This window comes from Mesorhizobium sp. XAP4 (assembly GCF_029269325.1).
Classification (GTDB): Bacteria; Pseudomonadota; Alphaproteobacteria; order Rhizobiales; family Rhizobiaceae; genus Mesorhizobium; species Mesorhizobium ciceri.
Window position 1 is genome coordinate 911,217 of sequence record NZ_JARIXW010000002.1, and the last position, 16,269, is coordinate 927,485.

Sequence of the window (16,269 nt, forward strand, 5' to 3'; positions counted from 1 at the left end):
AATGCGTGCAATCCGGGCCGAAAAAACCTATATTTCCCATTCGGGAACGTGAACCATGAACTCGAAAGTGCAAAGCCTGAAAGCCTTTCTCGCCAGCGCCGGTCGGGTTGCCCTGGTCGAAGTGGCCGGAACAAAAGGCTCGACGCCACGCGAGAAGGGCGCCTTCATGCTCGTCTCGCAGACGGCGATCTTTGGCACCATCGGCGGCGGTCAGCTCGAATATATGGCAATCGACAAGGCCAGGCAGATGTTGGGCAAAGAAGTCCGCATCGAGGTTGACGAAGTCTGCGCTATCCTAGACGTCCCGCTGGGTCCCGAGATCGGCCAATGCTGCGGCGGGCGCGTCGAAGTCTTGATCCGGCTCGTCGATGCTGCGCTTGCCGGCGACCTGGTTGCGGCCGCGGAAGCCGAGGAGGCGCACCTGCCGTACGTCTACATCTTCGGTGGCGGCCATGTCGGCCAGGCGCTGGCATCGGCGATCGCACTTCTTCCCGTGCACGGCGTCGTCATCGAGACGCGGGCCGAAGCACTGGAAGGCATGCCCGAAATCATCGAGACACGGCTGACAGCTATGCCGGAAGCGATGGTGCGGAATGCCCCCGCCGGCGCCGCCTTCGCCATCCTTACCCACGATCATGCGCTGGATTTCCTGATCGTCGCGGAAGCGCTGAAACGCGGTGACACCGCCTATGTCGGCATGATCGGCTCGAAGACCAAGAAAGCGACGTTCAGGACTTGGTTCCTGAAATCGGCGGACGGCAGCCAGGCCGAGTTTGCCCGCCTCGTCTCGCCAATTGGCGGCGACACCGTCAAGGACAAGCGCCCTCAGGTCATCGCGGCGCTGGCTGCGGCCGAGATCATGACGGCGCTGGTCAATCACAACGCAGCCTTAAATGCCGACCATCAAATTCCGCATGGCAAGGTGATGGCAGGCTAAGCTGCGCCGCAGCTAAACCGGCCGTTTCAAACCCAGATGGTCGCGCAGCGTGCGGCCCTGGTATTCCGTCCGGAACAGGCCGCGCCGCTGCAACTCCGGCACGACGAGCGTGGCAAAGGCATCGAGTTCCCCGGGGAAATATGAGGGCATGACGTTGAAACCGTCGGCCGCCCCACCCTCGAACCGCGTCTGCAGTTCGTCGGCGACTTGGGCCGCTGTGCCGACGATGCGCCAATGGCCCCGCGCGCCGGCAAAATGCCGGGCGAGCTGGCGGATGGAGAGGCCGTCGCGGCGCGATTGCTCGATCACCAGCGCTTGCCTGCTCTTCATCCCCTCGCTCTCCGGCAGTTCCGGCAGTGGCCCATCGATCGGATAGCGCCACAGATCGGAGATGCTGAGATAGCTGGACAGCAGCGCCACGCCGACATCGTCGGGGATCAGCTCCTGCAATTCCTCGTATTTTTCACGGGCCTCCGCTTCGGTCTCCGCCACCACCGGTGCGACGCCCGGCATGATCTTGATGTCGTCCGGCTCGCGCCCGTAGGCCGGCAGACGTCCTTTGAGATCGTCATAGAAGGCCTTGGCTTCCTCGAAGGTCTGCGCCGCCGTGAACACCACATCGGCGGTGCGGGCGGCAAGGTCGCGGCCGACATCCGAGGCGCCGGCCTGAACTATCACCGGCGCGCCCTGCGGCGAGCGCGGCAGGTCGAGCGGATCGCGAACCGAAAAGCTCTGGCCGTTATGGCCGGAAGCCTTGCCGTGCCACAGGCCGGTCACCACCTCGGCAAACTCGCGCGCCCGTTCGTAGCGGTCGGCATGGGGCTTGAGGCCCGTCGCGCCGAAATTGGCTGCTTCGATGGGGCTGGCCGAGGTGACCAGATTCCAGCCGGCCCGGCCGCCGCTCAGATGGTCGAACGACAGGAAGGTTCGTGCCAGCCCATAGGGCTCGTTGTAGCTTGTCGACGCTGTCGAGACGAGGCCGATGCGGCTGGTCTGGACGGCGAGCGCCGAGAGCAGGCTGATCGGCTCGAAACCGATCGAGCGCGACGTCTGGCTGGCAATGCCGAATTTGGCTTCACGCAGGCCGGCGGCGTCCTCGCAGAACACCATGTCGAATTTTGCCGTCTCCGCCGTGCGCGCCAATGCGATGTAATGGTCGATGTCGATGCCGGCGGTGACGTGTGCCTTGGGATGGCGCCAGGCGGCGATGTGGTGGCCTGTCGCCCACAGGAAGGCGCCCAGCCTCATCTGGCGAGCGGTCATCGGTCACCTCCGCCGGCAAGCCCGAGATGCGAGCGCAACGTTTTTCCGCGATAGCTTTCTCGAACCAGGCCACGCCGCCGCAGTTCCGGCAGAACCAAGCCGACGAAATCGTCGAGCGCTGAAAGCTGTGCCGGCATCAGGATGTTGAACCCGTCGCAGCTTTTCGCCAGGAATTCCTTTTCCAGCCTCTCGGCGACGGCAGCCGGCTTACTATCGGCGATAAGCGCGACGTTCGTCAGCACTTTCACAGCATCCGGATCGCGTCCGCACGCCGTGACACGGCGCCTGATATCGTCATAGCGTTCGGTCGCGCCCTCCACCAGTCCGCCGTCCAGCAGGATGACATCGGCGGTGCTAGTGGCAATATCGAAGTCGGATTCCTGCAGGCCCGACAAGACGAGCACTGGCGTATCCTGCGGCGACCGGGCGACGTTCAGCGGTCCGCGCACGGAAAAGAATTCGCCCTTGTGCTCCAGCAGGTGCATCTTTTCGGGGTCGTGGAAGCGGCCGCCGCGCTGGTCGAACAGCAGCGCGTCCGCATCCCAGCCCTGCCACAGACCTTGCACGATGCCGATATATTCCTCACTGCGACGGCGGAAATCGTTAGGCGAAAATCCTTCGGGCCGGCTGAAATTGGCTGCTTCCCGTGGCGCTTGCGTCATGGTTGCGTTCCAGCCACTGCGGCCGTGGCTGATAACGTCGAGCGAAGCGAAACGGCGTGCCAGATTGTAGGGTTGGTGGGCAATTGTCGAGGCAGCGGCAACCAAGCCGATCCTGCTTGTGACAGTCGCCAGAGCGGCCAGCAAGGTCGTCGCTTCGAAGGGCATCCGTTTGTTCGCGGCTTCGCTTTCGGACGCTGGCGCGGCATCGGCAAGCAGCACCATGTCCAGCCCGGCTGCTTCAGCCTTTTGTACGAAACCAGCCAGGCGGCTGAATTCCAACCCAGTCTCGAGTGATGGATCGGCGAGCGAAACGGCAAGATGCATTGTGGCGCCGTTGTCCATCGAGGGTTCCCTATGAGATGAAATGCCACCCGAACTATGTTCGCCACATCCTGGGATGGCAACCGCCGGCGCTGGGCCAAACCGCCGCTCACCTACCGGCCAGTCCCTATTTGCCGGCCAGCCTTTACTTGCCAGCAAGAAGATCGTTGATCAGCCGCTGGCAGCGCTCGGCCATGAAGTCGAGCAGCAGCCGCACTTTTGGGTCCTGCAGCTTCTTGTGCGGATAGACGGCGGCGAACTGCACCGGTGTCGGTGGCGTGCTGGGCAGGATCACCTTCAGCCGCCGGTCGCGGATGAATGGCTCGACCTCGAAGCGCGGCTTGTTGATGATGCCGCGGCCTGAAAGCGCCCAGCCGGTGAGCACGTCGCCATCGTCGGTGTCGTAGGGCCCGTGTACCTCGAATTTCTGCGGGCCGGTGGGGGTCTGCAGCGTCCACACATATTCGCGCGCGCCGGAATAACGCAGCATCAGGCAGTCGTGCTTCTTGCCGATCAGCTCCTGCGGCTCCAACGGTTCGCCGCGCGCTTCGAGATATTTCGGCGCCGCCACCAGCACGCGCTCGCATTCCATGATGCCGCGCATCCTGAGGCTGGAATCCTCGATGATGCCGAGCCGGAAGGCGACGTCGATGCCTTCCTTCATGATGTCGACATTGTGGTCCGAGAGCCTGAGCCGCACCTCGATATCAGGGTATTTGTCGTGGAAATCGGGGATGCCCGAAGCGACCAGCCGGCGGCCGAGGCCGAGCGGTGCCGTGACGCGGATGGTGCCGCGCGGCTGGCCGGAAAGGGCAGAGACCGCCGCTTCCGCCTCGGTGATTGCCTCCAGCACCTGCTTGGCGCCCCCGTAAAAAACCGTGCCATGCTCGGTCGGCATCAATTGCCGTGTGGTGCGGTTGAACAGCCGCACGCCAAGGTGCTTCTCCAGTTCCTTGATGCGGTTGGAAGCGACCGCCGGCGAAATGCGCATGTCGCGCCCGGCCGCCGACAGATTGCCGAGTTCAACGACGCGAACGAAGACGGCGATGTTGTCGAGATAGGCCATGCGGAGCACCTTCGCCGGTTTGCAGGATCAACCTAGTATTTTCCATTTTTTTTTGAAAGTCCTCGTGCGCCTCGCCTCTTTCCGTTTGCGCTCCAGCCCGTAAAGTCACCCAATCGGCAGGGACGATTTCAATGATGGATTTCGCGATTTTCTGGGATTGGCTGAGTTTTGCCGTGCGCTGGCTGCATGTCGTCACCGGCATCGCCTGGATCGGCTCGTCGTTCTATTTCGTCGCGCTCGATCTCGGCCTGCGCCAGCGTCCCGGCATGCCCGTCGGCGCCTTCGGCGAGGAATGGCAGGTGCATGGCGGCGGCTTTTATCACATCCAGAAATATCTGGTGGCGCCGGCCGAAATGCCGGAACACCTGACCTGGTTCAAATGGGAATCCTACGCCACCTGGCTTTCCGGCTTCGCCATGCTGTGCGTCGTCTATTATGCCGGGGCCGATCTGTTCCTGATCGATCCGAACGTGCTGCCGATGTCGGTGCCGGTCGGCATCCTGCTGTCTCTGGCAACGATCGGCGTCGGCTGGGTGGTCTACGATCTGCTGTGCCGCTCGCCGCTGGGCAAAAGCGACACCGGCCTGATGCTGGTGCTCTATTGCGTGCTGGTGTTCATCGCCTGGGGACTGACCCACCTGTTCACCGGCCGTGCCGCCTTCCTGCATCTGGGCGCCATCACCGCCACGATCATGTCGGCCAATGTCTTCATGGTCATCATCCCCAACCAGAAGATCGTCGTCGCCGACCTCATCGCCGGCCGCAAGCCCGACCCGAAATACGGCAAGATCGCCAAGCAGCGCTCTCTCCATAACAATTACCTGACGCTGCCGGTGCTGTTCCTGATGCTGTCGAACCACTATCCGCTGGCGTTCGGCACTGAGTTCAACTGGGTCATCGCCTCGCTGGTGTTCATCATCGGCGTGCTGATCCGGCACTATTTCAACTCGGTCCATGCGCGCAAGGGCAATCCGACCTGGACCTGGATGGCGGCACTCGTCCTGTTCATCGTCATCATTTGGCTGTCGACCGCGCCGAAGGTGCTGACCGGCGAACCCAAGGAATCCGCGTCGGCGCAAATCTATGTCGCTTCAGCGCATTTCCCGGCAGTGCGCGACACCGTGCTCGGCCGCTGTTCGATGTGCCACGCGGCGGAGCCGGTCTATGAGGGCATCTATCATGCGCCCAAGGGCGTGATGCTCGACACCGATGCGGATATCGCCAACCACGCCCGCGAAATCTATCTGCAGGCCGGCCGCAGCCACGCCATGCCGCCCGCCAACGTCTCTCAGATCACCGACAAGGAACGGGCGCTGCTGGTGGCCTGGTTCGAAGGCGCAGGGAAATAGCATGAATTCGACACTTCTGCGCGGCCGCACGCTGTCCTTTGTGCGCTGGCCGCAAACTATCGAAGACCATTCCGCCTGGCGCTACGAGGAGGATGGCGGACTGCTGATCCGTGACGGCAGGATCGTCGCCGCGGGTACTTATGCCGATGTTGAAAAGCAAGCCGACGAGACGGTGAAAAGGATTGACCACCGGCCGCATCTGCTGCTGCCCGGCTTCATAGATGCCCATGCGCATTTTCCGCAGATGCAGATCATCGCCTCCTACGGCGCCGAACTGCTCGACTGGCTGAACACCTACACTTTTCCGGAAGAAACGAAGTTCGCCAACGCCCAGCACGGCCGCCGCATCGCGCGGCTGTTCCTCGACGAAATGGTGCGCCACGGCACCACGACGGTCGCCGCCTACTGCTCGGTGCACAAGGCCTCGGCCGAAGCCTTCTTCGCAGAATCGCATGACCGCAACATGCTCAACATCGCCGGCAAGGTGATGATGGATCGCAATGCGCCCGACGGCGTGCTCGACACCCCGCAATCCGGCTATGACGACACAAAGGCGCTGATCAAGGAGTGGCACGGCAAGGGCCGCCAGCACTACGCCATCACGCCGCGCTTCGCCATCACCTCGTCGCCGGAGCAGATGGAGATGGCGGGCGTGTTGTGCCGCGAACATCCCGGCCTGCACATGCAGACGCATCTGTCGGAAAACCACGCCGAGATCGCTTTCACGCAGGAACTCTACCCGTGGGCGCGCGACTACACCGATGTCTACGAGCATTACGGGCTGTTAGGCAAAAAGAGCCTGTTCGGCCACTGCATCCATTTGTCGGAGCGCGAAGCGGATGCGCTTTCGGACTCGGGCTCGGTGGCGGTGTTCTGCCCGACTTCGAACCTTTTCCTCGGCTCCGGCCTCTTCGATTATCAGCGCTTTCGCCGACGCGACAAGCCGATCCGCATCGCCGCCGCCACCGATGTCGGCGGCGGCACCAACTACTCCATGCTGCGCACCATGGACGAAGGCTACAAGGTGATCGCGCTGAATGGCGAAAAGCTCAACCCGTTCCAGTCCTTCTGGCAGACGACGCGCGGCAATGCCGAGGCGCTGTCGGTGGTGGAAAAGATAGGCACGCTGGACGAAGGCAGCGACGCCGACATCGTCGTGCTGGACGCCAGGGCAACGCCGGGAATGCGGCTCAGGATGGAGACGGTCGAGACGCTGGCGCAGGAACTGTTTCTCCTGCAGACGCTGGGCGACGACCGCTCCGTCCGCGAAGTTTATGTGGCGGGGCGGCCAGCCAAGGCTGACATGAGCGCGGGGTAAGACCCCCTCACCCGGATTGCCAACCGAATTGCGAAGGCAATTCGGGGCAATCCGGCCTCTCCCCGAGGGGAGAGGAGGAAGCCGAGGCCCGTGCTCGTCTCTTCTCCCCTCGGGAGAAGGTGGCCACGCCACGGAAGCTTGACCGAGCGGAGCTTGTCGTACACACGACGTGTGACGATTTCGGAGAAAGAAAATGGCCGTTGCTGACGACATCGCTCTGATCAAGAGACAGGAAGAGACCCTTGTCTTCGCGACCTTCGACGAGGCCGTCGCTTTCAAAATCGGCTCCGCCATTCGCGATCGTGCAATCGCCGAAGATCTACCCATCATAGTCGACATCAGGCTGTGGGACCGGCCGCTGTTCTACGCCGCGCTGCCGGGCTCGAACGCTTCCAATCCCGACTGGGCGCGGCGCAAGATCAATGTGGTCAAACGGTTCCTGAGAAGCACCTATCGCATGGTGTTGGAACAGCAGCGCCCCGACCGCACCTTCAAGATTGGTGAAGGGCTGGATATTGCCGACTACGTGCTGGCCGGCGGTGGCTTTCCGGTGGCCGCCAAGGGCATCGGCGTCATTGGCGTCATCGCCGTTTCCGGACTGCCGGAGCGCGAGGATCACGGCGTCGTCGTCGATGCGCTGTGCGATCATTTGGGCGTCGACAAGCGCGGCTTGGCATTGCCTCGGGAAGCCGAATGACCGTGCTCGACCCCAAATCGTTCCTCGTCTCTATCTTCAACGCCGCCGTCGCCGCCGCCGATCCGGAACGAACCATCAGGGATCATCTGCCGGCCAAGCCCAAGGGCCGTACCATCGTCATCGGCGCGGGCAAAGGCTCGGCGCAAATGGCGGCAGCCTTCGAGAAAGTGTGGGACGCCCCCATCGAAGGGCTGGTCGTCACCCGCTATGGCTATGGCGCGACCTGCGAGCGCATCGAGATCATCGAGGCGGCGCACCCGGTGCCGGACGCTGCCGGCCTTGAAGCCTCGCGCCGGCTGCTGGCGAAGGTGCAAGGGCTGACGGCGGACGATCTGGTGGTGGCGCTGGTTTCCGGCGGCGGCTCGGCGCTGTTGCCGTCGCCGGCCGGCAGCTTGACGCTGGCCGACGAGATCGCCGTCAATGAGGCGCTGCTCGCCTCGGGTGCGCCGATCGCGGCGATGAACACTATCCGCAAGCACCTTTCCACCATCAAGGGCGGCAGGCTGGCGGCGGCCGCATGGCCGGCCAGGGTGGTGTCGCTGATCGTCTCCGATATTCCCGGCGATAATCCGGCAATGGTCGCCTCCGGCCCAACCGTACCGGATACAGGCAGCCGCGCCGACGCGCTGGCCTCGATATCGGCCTATGGCATGAAACTGCCGGCCTCGGTGATGGCGCATATCAATTCGCCGGCCGCCGATGCGCCAAGCCCGGATGACGAGCGCTTTTTGCGCAACGAGGTGCATCTGATCGCTTCGGCCGGTGTATCGCTGGAAGCCGCCGCTGCGGAAGCGAAACGGCAAGGCGTCGAGGCGGTTATCCTCTCCGATGCCATCGAAGGCGAGGCGCGCGAGGTTGGCGGTGTCCACGCCGCGATCGCGCGTGAAGTGGCGACGCGCAACAGGCCTTTCTCGAAGCCGGTGCTGATCCTGTCGGGCGGCGAGACAACCGTGACGCTGCGCGCAAAAGGCAAGGGCGGCCGCAATTCGGAATTCCTGCTCGCCTTCGCCATCGGCATCAATGGCGTCGACGGTATCAATGCGCTGGCCGCCGACACTGACGGCATCGACGGTTCGGAAAACAATGCCGGTGCCTTTGCCGATGCTTCGACCGTGTCGCGCATGCGCGCTGCCGGGGTGGACGCCAAGGCTATGCTTGCCGGCAACAATGCCTGGACGGCCTTCAACGCGGTTGACGATCTCTTCGTACCCGGCCCGACCGGTACGAATGTCAACGATCTCAGGGCAATTCTGATCAGGTAGCTGCAGCAATTCCAGGAAAACCGTGAAGCGGTTTTCCGTCCGGAATCGCGCAAAACAGACAATCAGGCGGCCATCAGCCGCTTCACCAGCTTCATATCCTGCAGGAACCGTTCGCGTTCAGCCTCCTTGTCCGCGGGTTCGCGGATGCGCAGGATGAAGGAGGGATGGATGGTGATGAACACGCGCAATCCGTCCTCGCGCTCGATCACTTGTCCGCGCATCTTTGTCACCGGAATCGCCTTGCCGAGCAGCGACATCGCCGCTGTCGCGCCGAGTGCCACGGCGAGGTTCGGCTTGATCAGCTCGAATTCTTGTTCGATCCACCAGCGGCAGGCCTGAATCTCACCGGAATTCGGTTTGGAGTGGATGCGGCGCTTGCCGCGCGGCTCGAACTTGAAGTGCTTGACCGCGTTGGTGACATAGACCTTTTGCCGGTCGACACCGGCATCGTCCAGGATCGCATCGAACACCTTGCCGGCCGGACCTACGAAAGGTTTGCCGGCGAGGTCCTCCTGATCCCCCGGCTGTTCGCCGACGAAGATCACCTTGGCATTGTCAGGGCCTTCACCGAAGACGGTCTGCGTCGCGTCGCGCCACAGCGGGCAGCGGCGGCAGCCTTTCGCTGCCTCGCGCAATTCCGGAATCGTGCTTGCATCATCTTCCGGTGCTTCGACGGGCTGCTTCGGCCAATGCCGTGCCTGCACCTTTGCGTGGTGCGGCGCGGGTGTTGTCGGCATCTTCGCAATCATGTCCTTGGCGGCCTTGTCCGCTCCTGCGATCATGTCTGGAATGAGCGAGGCCTCGGGAAGGTTCCGCCAATATTTCTTCGGCATCTCCTTCTGCATGGCTTTCACCTTCAATCGCGCCGGGTTGAAGATGTTCTCGAAATAGGTGCGCCAGAGCGCCTCGGTATCGTCCTGATCAGGCGCATCGCCCTTGGCCGCGCCCGGCCCGATCGCCAGCCTTTCGCCATCCCAGTCGGCAGAGGCATAAGGGGTCAGGATCGTCCAGCGCATGCCGGTGAAACGTCTGACGAAGAAATCGGCGTTGCGCTCGACGATGAAATGATCCGGCTCGAACCAGGCGACATAGCGCTCATCGGCACCGTCGCCGATTTTCCGGAAACGTACGAAGGCGTGCATCTTGTGGCTGTCGCGCCGCACCGCCTTCTCCATGGCCTCGAGCCGCCTGGTGTCGGAATCCGACGCGATTTCCAGCAGTTTAGGCTCGTCGCGCAATCGCCACAGCATTCGGTAGAGAAAGGCAAACCGGCCGGGATCGGAATGGCAGAACGCCGTTTCGGCATGCCCGAGGAAGTCGCGCGGTACGACGAGTTGCGCGCCCGCAGGCACTTCAGGCAATTGTGCCTGATCAGAGCCTGGCGCGACATGCCAGTCGACGTCCTCGGGCCTGACCTCATTCAAGGCCAGCCGCCGTGCCGCGTCACGCCAGCCCGCAAAATCCGTCTCGCTGTCGAGCCGAACTCTGTATCTGGCGAGATCGAGTTCCGCCGGCCGCATGATCAGAACAACGACAACTGTTCGCAGGAGGAGGCAATCTTTTCGCGCAGGCCGGCCTTGTCGGTCAGCGCGCCAGGTGACCAGCCTTCGGCGATGATGAACGGCCTGAGCTTGGCGATCGACTGGCAGATCCGTCCGACGTCCTCGAGCCGCATGCGCCGGTGCCGACGCGTCTCCAAAATCTTCGCCACCACCTTGGTGCCGAGACCCGGCACCCGCAGCAGCGCTTCGCGGTCGGCGCGATTGATGTCGACGGGAAACTGCCCCCGGTTGCGCAGTGCCCAGCCCAGCTTCGGGTCGATGGCGAGATCGAGCATGCCGTCGCTGCTGCCGGCGAGGATTTCCGGTTGCGAAAAGCCGTAAAACCGCATCAGCCAGTCGGCCTGATAAAGCCGGTGCTCACGCATCAGCGGCGGCTTCTGCAGGGGCAGCGACGACGACGAATCCGGAATCGGACTGAAGGCCGAGTAATAGACCCGCCGCAGATGGTAGCTGCCATAGAGCCGGGCGCTCGTGTGCAATATGCCGTCGTCAGATGTCTTGTCGGCGCCGATGATCATCTGCGTCGACTGGCCGCCCGGCGCAAAGCGTTCGCGCTTTTTGGTCTTCAAAGTCGGCTCGGCCTTCTCCTCCATCTTCTGGCGCAGCCTGGCCATGGAAAGCCGGATTGTCTCCGGCTTCTTCTCGGGCGCCAGCCGCTTCACACCCTCGTCGGTCGGCAGCTCGACATTGATCGACAGCCGGTCGGCATAAAGCCCTGCCTTCTCGACCAGTTCGGCCGAACTTTCCGGAATGGTTTTCAGGTGGATATAGCCGGAGAACTTCTCCTCCAGCCGCAGCCGGCGTGCCACTTCGACCATCTCGCCCATGGTCCCGTCCGGTGAGCGGACGACGCCGGAGGACAGAAACAGGCCTTCGATATAGTTGCGCCGGTAGAAATCCATTGTCAGTTTCACCACCTCGTCGATGGTGAAACGGGCGCGCCGCACATTGGACGACGATCGGTTGATGCAGTAGCTGCAATCATAGATGCAGAAATTGGTCAGCAGGATTTTCAGCAGCGAAATGCAGCGGCCGTCCGGCGCGTAGGAATGGCAGATGCCCATGCCCTCGGTGGAGCCGATGCCGCCTGATTCCAGCGAGTCCTTTTTCGCCGCGCCCGATGAGGCGCAGGACGCATCGTATTTGGCGGCGTCGGAGAGGACAGCCAGTTTTTCACGGACGGTGAGTGCGCTCATCCGTTCATGATATGTTCTTATCCGCCCTTATGCCACCTCATTTGATGGAAACGGCGAAAAAGTGATCGCCCGCCCGGCCCTTAGACTTCGTGCAGATAGAGGTGGTAATCCAGTTCGCTGACCGTGCGTGCCACGCGCAGGTATTCGGACTGTTTGATTGCCACGAAGGTCCGGTGCAGGTCCTCGCCGAGCGCGTTCTTCAGGAAGCTGGACGCCCGGGCCGATTCGATCGCGGCGCGCCAGTCGACAGGCATGGTTGTGCGCGTGACCGCTGCCTCATAGCCGTTGCCGGTCGTTTCGGGCCCCGGATCGAGCCCTTCATCCATGCCCTTGATGATGCCGGCGAGCACGGTTGCGGCGATCAGATAGGGGTTGGCGTCGACGCCCGACGGCCGGTGCTCGATGCGCCGGTTCTTGGCGTCGCCGGCCGGCACACGCAGCGCCACCGATCGGTTGTTGACGCCCCATGTCGGTGCCACCGGCGCATAGGATTGCGAGACGAAGCGCCGCCAGGAATTGGCGTGCGGCGCAAACACCAGCATCGATTCCGCCATGGTCTGGATGAGGCCGCCGAGCCCTTGCAGCAGCGGCAGCGACCAGCTCTCGCCGCCGGCTTCGGCAAAGACGTTCCGGCCGGCCTTGTCCTGCAGCGATACATGGAAATGCATGCCCGAGCCGGCATATTTCTCGATCGGCTTGGCCATGAAACAGGCGGTGACGCCGTGGCGGCGCGCCTGCGCCCGCACCAGCCGCTTCAGCATGACCAGATCGTCGGCCGCCCGCATCACATCCTTGCGGTAGTTCAGCGTCAATTCGTACTGGCCGGGCGCATATTCGGAAATGACCGTCTCGGCCGGAATGCCTTGCGCCTTGGCTGCGGCATAGATGTCGGAGAACAGCGGCTCCATGCCGTGCAGATGGTCGACGGAATAGACTTCCGTCTTGCCCGAGACGCGGCCGTCGAGCACGGCGCGCGCCGGCTGCACCTTGCCGTCGGCATCGCGCTCATTGGCCAGCAGGAAGAATTCAAGTTCGAAGGCGCCAGCCGGATAGAGGCCCTTGGCCGCCAGGATGTCGACTTGCCGAGCCAACGCCAGCCGCGGATCCGACGACATCGGCCGGCCGTCGAGCATGTACATCGCCATCAGCAGCTGGCCACGCGGCGGGCTCGTGCCGTAGAGCGGCACCAGCGTACCGGGGATCGGCCATGCCCTGAGATCGCCGTCGCCGGTAGTCCAGATCAACCCGGTCTCGTGCACATCCTCGCCGGTGATGTCGAGGCCCAGGATCGAGATCGGCATGTGGCGGCCGCCCTCGAAGATGCTCTTCAGCTCATGCCGGCGCACGATCTTGCCGCGGCCGACGCCATTGGCGTCGGTCAGCACGATATCGAAGGCCTCGATCTCGGGATGGGCGTCGAGAAAGGCGTGCGCCTCGGCTGATGTCGAGCCCGAAGGTGAGGTCATCATGGCATTGGGATTGTCCATCGCCGCTTGTCTCATGCCGCAAGCTTTGCCGCAACCGCGCCGAAGGCGGTGATCAGCCGGTTGACCTGGGTCGCAGTGGTCGCCGGCGAGATCAGCATCATGTTGTGGAAGGGTGCGATCAGCACGCCGCGATTGACCAGCGCGACATGGATGGCGGCCTCCAGTTCCGGCGCATGCGCCACTTCCGCCTCGGCGCCATTGCGCAGCGGACCGGGCGCGCAGATGAACTCGACGCGGGCGCCGACACGGGAAACATGCCAGGGCAGGCGATAGCGATCGATCACGCCGGTCAACCCGGCATCGAGCCGCCGCGCCAGGTGATCCATGCGGTCATAATTTTCCGGCGTCATCACCTCTTCAAGCGCGGCCCGCATCGCCGCGAACTGCAGCGGGTTGGCCGAGAGCGTCGTGCCCATGCCGGAATAGCCCGGCTCCTTGGTCCTATTGTAGTCCGCGTAGCGCGAGGCGACGTCGTCGCTCATGCCCCAGACACTGGCCGGCACGCCGCCGGCGATCGGCTTGCCCAGGACGAAGAAGTCCGGGTCGAGACCATATTTCCTCGTGTAGCCGCCGGGGCCGGTCGAGATCGTGTGCGTCTCGTCGATCAGAAGCAGTGTGCCGGCTTGGCGTGTCAGTTTGCGCAGGGCGTCATGGTAGCCCGGATCGGCAAGCACCATGCAGGAGTTGGTCAGCACCGGTTCGGCGATGACGCAGGCGACGTCCTTATCCCCAAGCGCGGCTTCGAGTGCTGAGATATCGTTGAACTCGATGACCTTGGCCGTACGGGTCAGGTCGCGGAACTCGCCCGCCAATCCCGGCCGGTTGACGGGCTTGCCGTCGATCAGCCGCACCATCGTCTCGTCGACCGAGCCATGGTAGCAGCCGTTGAAGACAAGGATCTTCTCCCGGCCGGTGACGGCGCGGGCGACGCGCAATGCAAAACGGTTTGCGTCGGTTGCCGTCGTCGCGATCTGCCAGAACGGCAGGCCGAAGCGCTGCTGCAGCAGCGGCCCGATGGCCAGCGCGTCTTCCGAAGGCAGCATATAGGTCAGGCCACGTCCGGCCTGGCGGCGGATGGCGCGCGCCACCGGCGGCGGCGAATGGCCGAACATCGAGCCGGTGTCGCCAAGGCAGAAATCGTCGAGCTTGTTTCCGTCGATGTCGGTGATCGTGGCGCCCTTGGCGCTGTCTACCAGGATCGGGAACGGCGTCGGCCAGTCGTTCATCCAGTGCATCGGCACGCCGCCGAAGAAGCCGGGCAGGCCGTTGCCGACCTTCGCCTGAGATTGCGGCCGCGCCTTGCGGAAGGCTGCCCCCTCGGTCTCGCGCAGATCGGCAATGCGGTCGCGGCCGATGCCGCCGATGGACGTCTTGGACATATCGCTGTGCATGAAAACCCCTCTGGTCGATTCCTCTTAGCCAATCCGTGTCTGCATCCGCAATTGGCCGCGCATCTGTCCTGCGTTGGCTCAGCCTTTGGCGGCGGCGCTTGACCGTGCTGCCGAAGTCGGCGCCAATATGAGCGGGAATTGAGGGGGGAGGGGTGATGAGGACAGTCATCTGTGTGGCGATGCACCTGTCGTCGGCGAGCGCGGCCTTCGCCTCGGGCGGCATCTGGTGCTCCACCGACGACACGGCGGCGACATTCGAGGTCGAGGCCGGCGTCACCAGAGGCATGGGCGGGCCGACCTTCAACTTTCGCGGCAACCTCGAAATTCTGAGCCGGCCTGCCAGCGACAGCCTGCGCAAGACTGTGTTCGAGGATTCCAACCTGACGCAGTACTGGCTCGACGGCAAGGAATTGCGGCTGAACATCTATCGTGAGCACGAGGCCGCGCAAAAGATCAACTCGGTCGAACTGACGATCCTGACCAGGACCAGCGACGAAGGCGTCTACGACGGGAGCTATACGCTCTCCATCTACGACGCCGCGGCGGATACGGACCAGGACGGCAAACCGGTTGAAATCAGCGGCAAAGTGTCGTGCGGAGCGGAGTGAGCGGGGTCAGGCCGTGATGTCGATGACGCCGCAGTCGCCTGCCGCGCTGCCAAAGGCGACGCGGCGTTCTTCCTTGTCCCACATCATCGAGGTGATGGCGCCCTTGCCCGGCCGCCGCAACAGCACTTCCTTGGCGTCGGCAAAACGCACCGCCATCACCATGCCGTCATCATAGCCGACGGCGACGACATCCTGGCTCGGGTGACAGGCGACAGCCGTCACCATGGCGTTGCCGCGCGTGCCGAGTTCCAGCGGTGCCTTGCCCATCGGCCCGTCCTTGCCGGAAAACGGCCAGACGATCGCCGCCGGCGCGCCGGAACTCGCAAGCCACTTGCCCTTTACGCTCCACGACAGGCTTTTGACCTTGCCGGGATAGCCGGTCATGCGCATGTGCTTGCCGTCGGCGAGCTTCCAGCCGTGCAATGCGTTTTCTTGCATGGTGGTGATGAGGAAGGCGCCATCCGGCGAGAAGGTGATGCCGGTATGGGCGCCGGCCCATTCGAGTTCCACCGGCTTGCCCTCGGCGGCCGGGAAATGCAGCGTCGCGCCATTGTAGCGGGCGACGCCGAAGCGCATGCCCTTGGGCGAGAAGGCCAGCCCCTCCACCGAACGCGGATGGACGAATTCCCTAGTCTTGCCGTCGGCGAAGCGCACGAAGGCAGTCTTGCCTGAGGCATAGGCGATGGCGCCTTGCGGCCCGGCGGCAACGCTGGTGATCCACTTCCTGGCCGCGCTTGCCAATTCCGTGGCCTCGCCGCCCGTTTTCACGGCAAACACCTTGCCGTCCTCGCCGCCGGTGATCAGCCGGTCATTGGCCGCATCATGGAAGGCGGCGAGCAGCCCGTCATTGGCCTGAACCGTCTTGTGGCCATGGTCGAGCCGATGGATGGCGCCGTCGGCCATCGCGAAATGCGGCACGTCGCCGAGAAAGACGGCGGCGATGCAATGGCCTTCGAGGTCTAGGGGGGCGACTGTGGGCATCAGGGAACCATTCCAATGAAGTTTGTTGCCATCCCCGGGAAGTCGCCAGCGCGGCCGGGTGTGGCGCCAACCTTCTCCCCTTGTGGGAGAAGGTGGATCGGCGCGCAGCGCCGAGACGGTTGAGGGGTGTTGGACGGATCGCCGTCGGTGCCCAGCTGGAGCACCCCTC

General features: G+C 63.5%; 14 protein-coding genes. 6 read left to right on the plus strand and 8 right to left on the minus strand.

Annotated elements, in window-relative coordinates; all coding sequences use genetic code 11:
- Positions 1 to 55 precede the first annotated feature (55 nt).
- Positions 56 to 937, plus strand: coding sequence for a xanthine dehydrogenase accessory protein XdhC (gene xdhC / locus P3C39_RS13370; protein WP_275953185.1), 882 nt, complete (start codon positions 56 to 58; stop codon positions 935 to 937).
- 12 nt (positions 938 to 949) lie between these two features.
- On the opposite strand, the gene P3C39_RS13375 is transcribed toward xdhC, so the two are convergent.
- The 3 genes from P3C39_RS13375 to P3C39_RS13385 all read right to left on the minus strand — a co-directional run bounded on the left by P3C39_RS13375 (position 950) and on the right by P3C39_RS13385 (position 4,249).
- Entirely contained in the window at positions 950 to 2,200 is a 1,251-nt protein-coding gene (locus tag P3C39_RS13375) for an LLM class flavin-dependent oxidoreductase (protein ID WP_275953184.1), read from the minus strand.
- Complete coding sequence (locus P3C39_RS13380) at positions 2,197 to 3,204, minus strand: LLM class flavin-dependent oxidoreductase (RefSeq protein ID WP_275953183.1); 1,008 nt, start codon at positions 3,202 to 3,204, stop codon at positions 2,197 to 2,199. Before P3C39_RS13380 ends, P3C39_RS13375 begins: the two co-directional genes overlap by 4 nt.
- 124 nt (positions 3,205 to 3,328) lie before the next feature.
- Positions 3,329 to 4,249 carry a LysR family transcriptional regulator gene (locus tag P3C39_RS13385; RefSeq protein ID WP_013528236.1) on the minus strand — a complete coding sequence of 307 codons (921 nt, stop codon included), beginning with the start codon at positions 4,247 to 4,249 and terminating at the stop codon, positions 3,329 to 3,331.
- Positions 4,250 to 4,380: 131 nt separating this feature from the next.
- Between P3C39_RS13385 and P3C39_RS13390 the strand changes: the two genes are divergently transcribed.
- From P3C39_RS13390 to P3C39_RS13405, 4 genes are all read left to right on the plus strand, one after another.
- Positions 4,381 to 5,598 (plus strand): urate hydroxylase PuuD, encoded by a 1,218-nt coding sequence (locus P3C39_RS13390; protein ID WP_027163804.1) that lies wholly within the window; start codon positions 4,381 to 4,383, stop codon positions 5,596 to 5,598.
- Position 5,599: 1 nt separating this feature from the next.
- Complete coding sequence (gene guaD / locus P3C39_RS13395) at positions 5,600 to 6,916, plus strand: guanine deaminase (protein WP_275953182.1); 1,317 nt, start codon at positions 5,600 to 5,602, stop codon at positions 6,914 to 6,916.
- Between the two features lie 193 nt (positions 6,917 to 7,109).
- Positions 7,110 to 7,613 (plus strand): heme-degrading domain-containing protein, encoded by a 504-nt coding sequence (locus tag P3C39_RS13400; RefSeq protein WP_275953181.1) that lies wholly within the window; start codon positions 7,110 to 7,112, stop codon positions 7,611 to 7,613.
- Positions 7,610 to 8,875 carry a glycerate kinase gene (locus tag P3C39_RS13405; protein ID WP_275953180.1) on the plus strand — a complete coding sequence of 422 codons (1,266 nt, stop codon included), beginning with the start codon at positions 7,610 to 7,612 and terminating at the stop codon, positions 8,873 to 8,875. The genes P3C39_RS13400 and P3C39_RS13405 overlap by 4 nt, the downstream gene beginning before the upstream one ends.
- Positions 8,876 to 8,937: 62 nt before the next feature.
- Here the strand turns inward: P3C39_RS13405 and P3C39_RS13410 are convergent, their stop codons facing one another.
- The 4 genes from P3C39_RS13410 to P3C39_RS13425 all read right to left on the minus strand — a co-directional run bounded on the left by P3C39_RS13410 (position 8,938) and on the right by P3C39_RS13425 (position 14,511).
- Positions 8,938 to 10,395 (minus strand): UdgX family uracil-DNA binding protein, encoded by a 1,458-nt coding sequence (locus P3C39_RS13410; RefSeq protein ID WP_275953179.1) that lies wholly within the window; start codon positions 10,393 to 10,395, stop codon positions 8,938 to 8,940.
- Positions 10,396 to 10,397: 2 nt separating this feature from the next.
- Entirely contained in the window at positions 10,398 to 11,633 is a 1,236-nt protein-coding gene (locus P3C39_RS13415) for a putative DNA modification/repair radical SAM protein (protein ID WP_275953178.1), read from the minus strand.
- An 80-nt stretch (positions 11,634 to 11,713) separates the two neighbouring features.
- Positions 11,714 to 13,120, minus strand: coding sequence for a glutamine synthetase family protein (locus P3C39_RS13420; RefSeq protein ID WP_275953520.1), 1,407 nt, complete (start codon positions 13,118 to 13,120; stop codon positions 11,714 to 11,716).
- Between the two features lie 11 nt (positions 13,121 to 13,131).
- Entirely contained in the window at positions 13,132 to 14,511 is a 1,380-nt protein-coding gene (locus tag P3C39_RS13425) for an aspartate aminotransferase family protein (RefSeq protein ID WP_127369174.1), read from the minus strand.
- Between the two features lie 155 nt (positions 14,512 to 14,666).
- On the opposite strand from P3C39_RS13425, the gene P3C39_RS13430 reads away from it, so the two are divergent.
- On the plus strand, positions 14,667 to 15,119 hold the full coding sequence (locus P3C39_RS13430; protein ID WP_013528227.1) for a hypothetical protein: 453 nt from the start codon (positions 14,667 to 14,669) through the stop codon (positions 15,117 to 15,119).
- Positions 15,120 to 15,125: 6 nt separating this feature from the next.
- Here P3C39_RS13430 and P3C39_RS13435 read toward each other — a convergent pair whose 3' ends face one another.
- Positions 15,126 to 16,100, minus strand: coding sequence for a WD40 repeat domain-containing protein (locus P3C39_RS13435; RefSeq protein ID WP_275953177.1), 975 nt, complete (start codon positions 16,098 to 16,100; stop codon positions 15,126 to 15,128).
- Positions 16,101 to 16,269 lie beyond the last annotated feature (169 nt).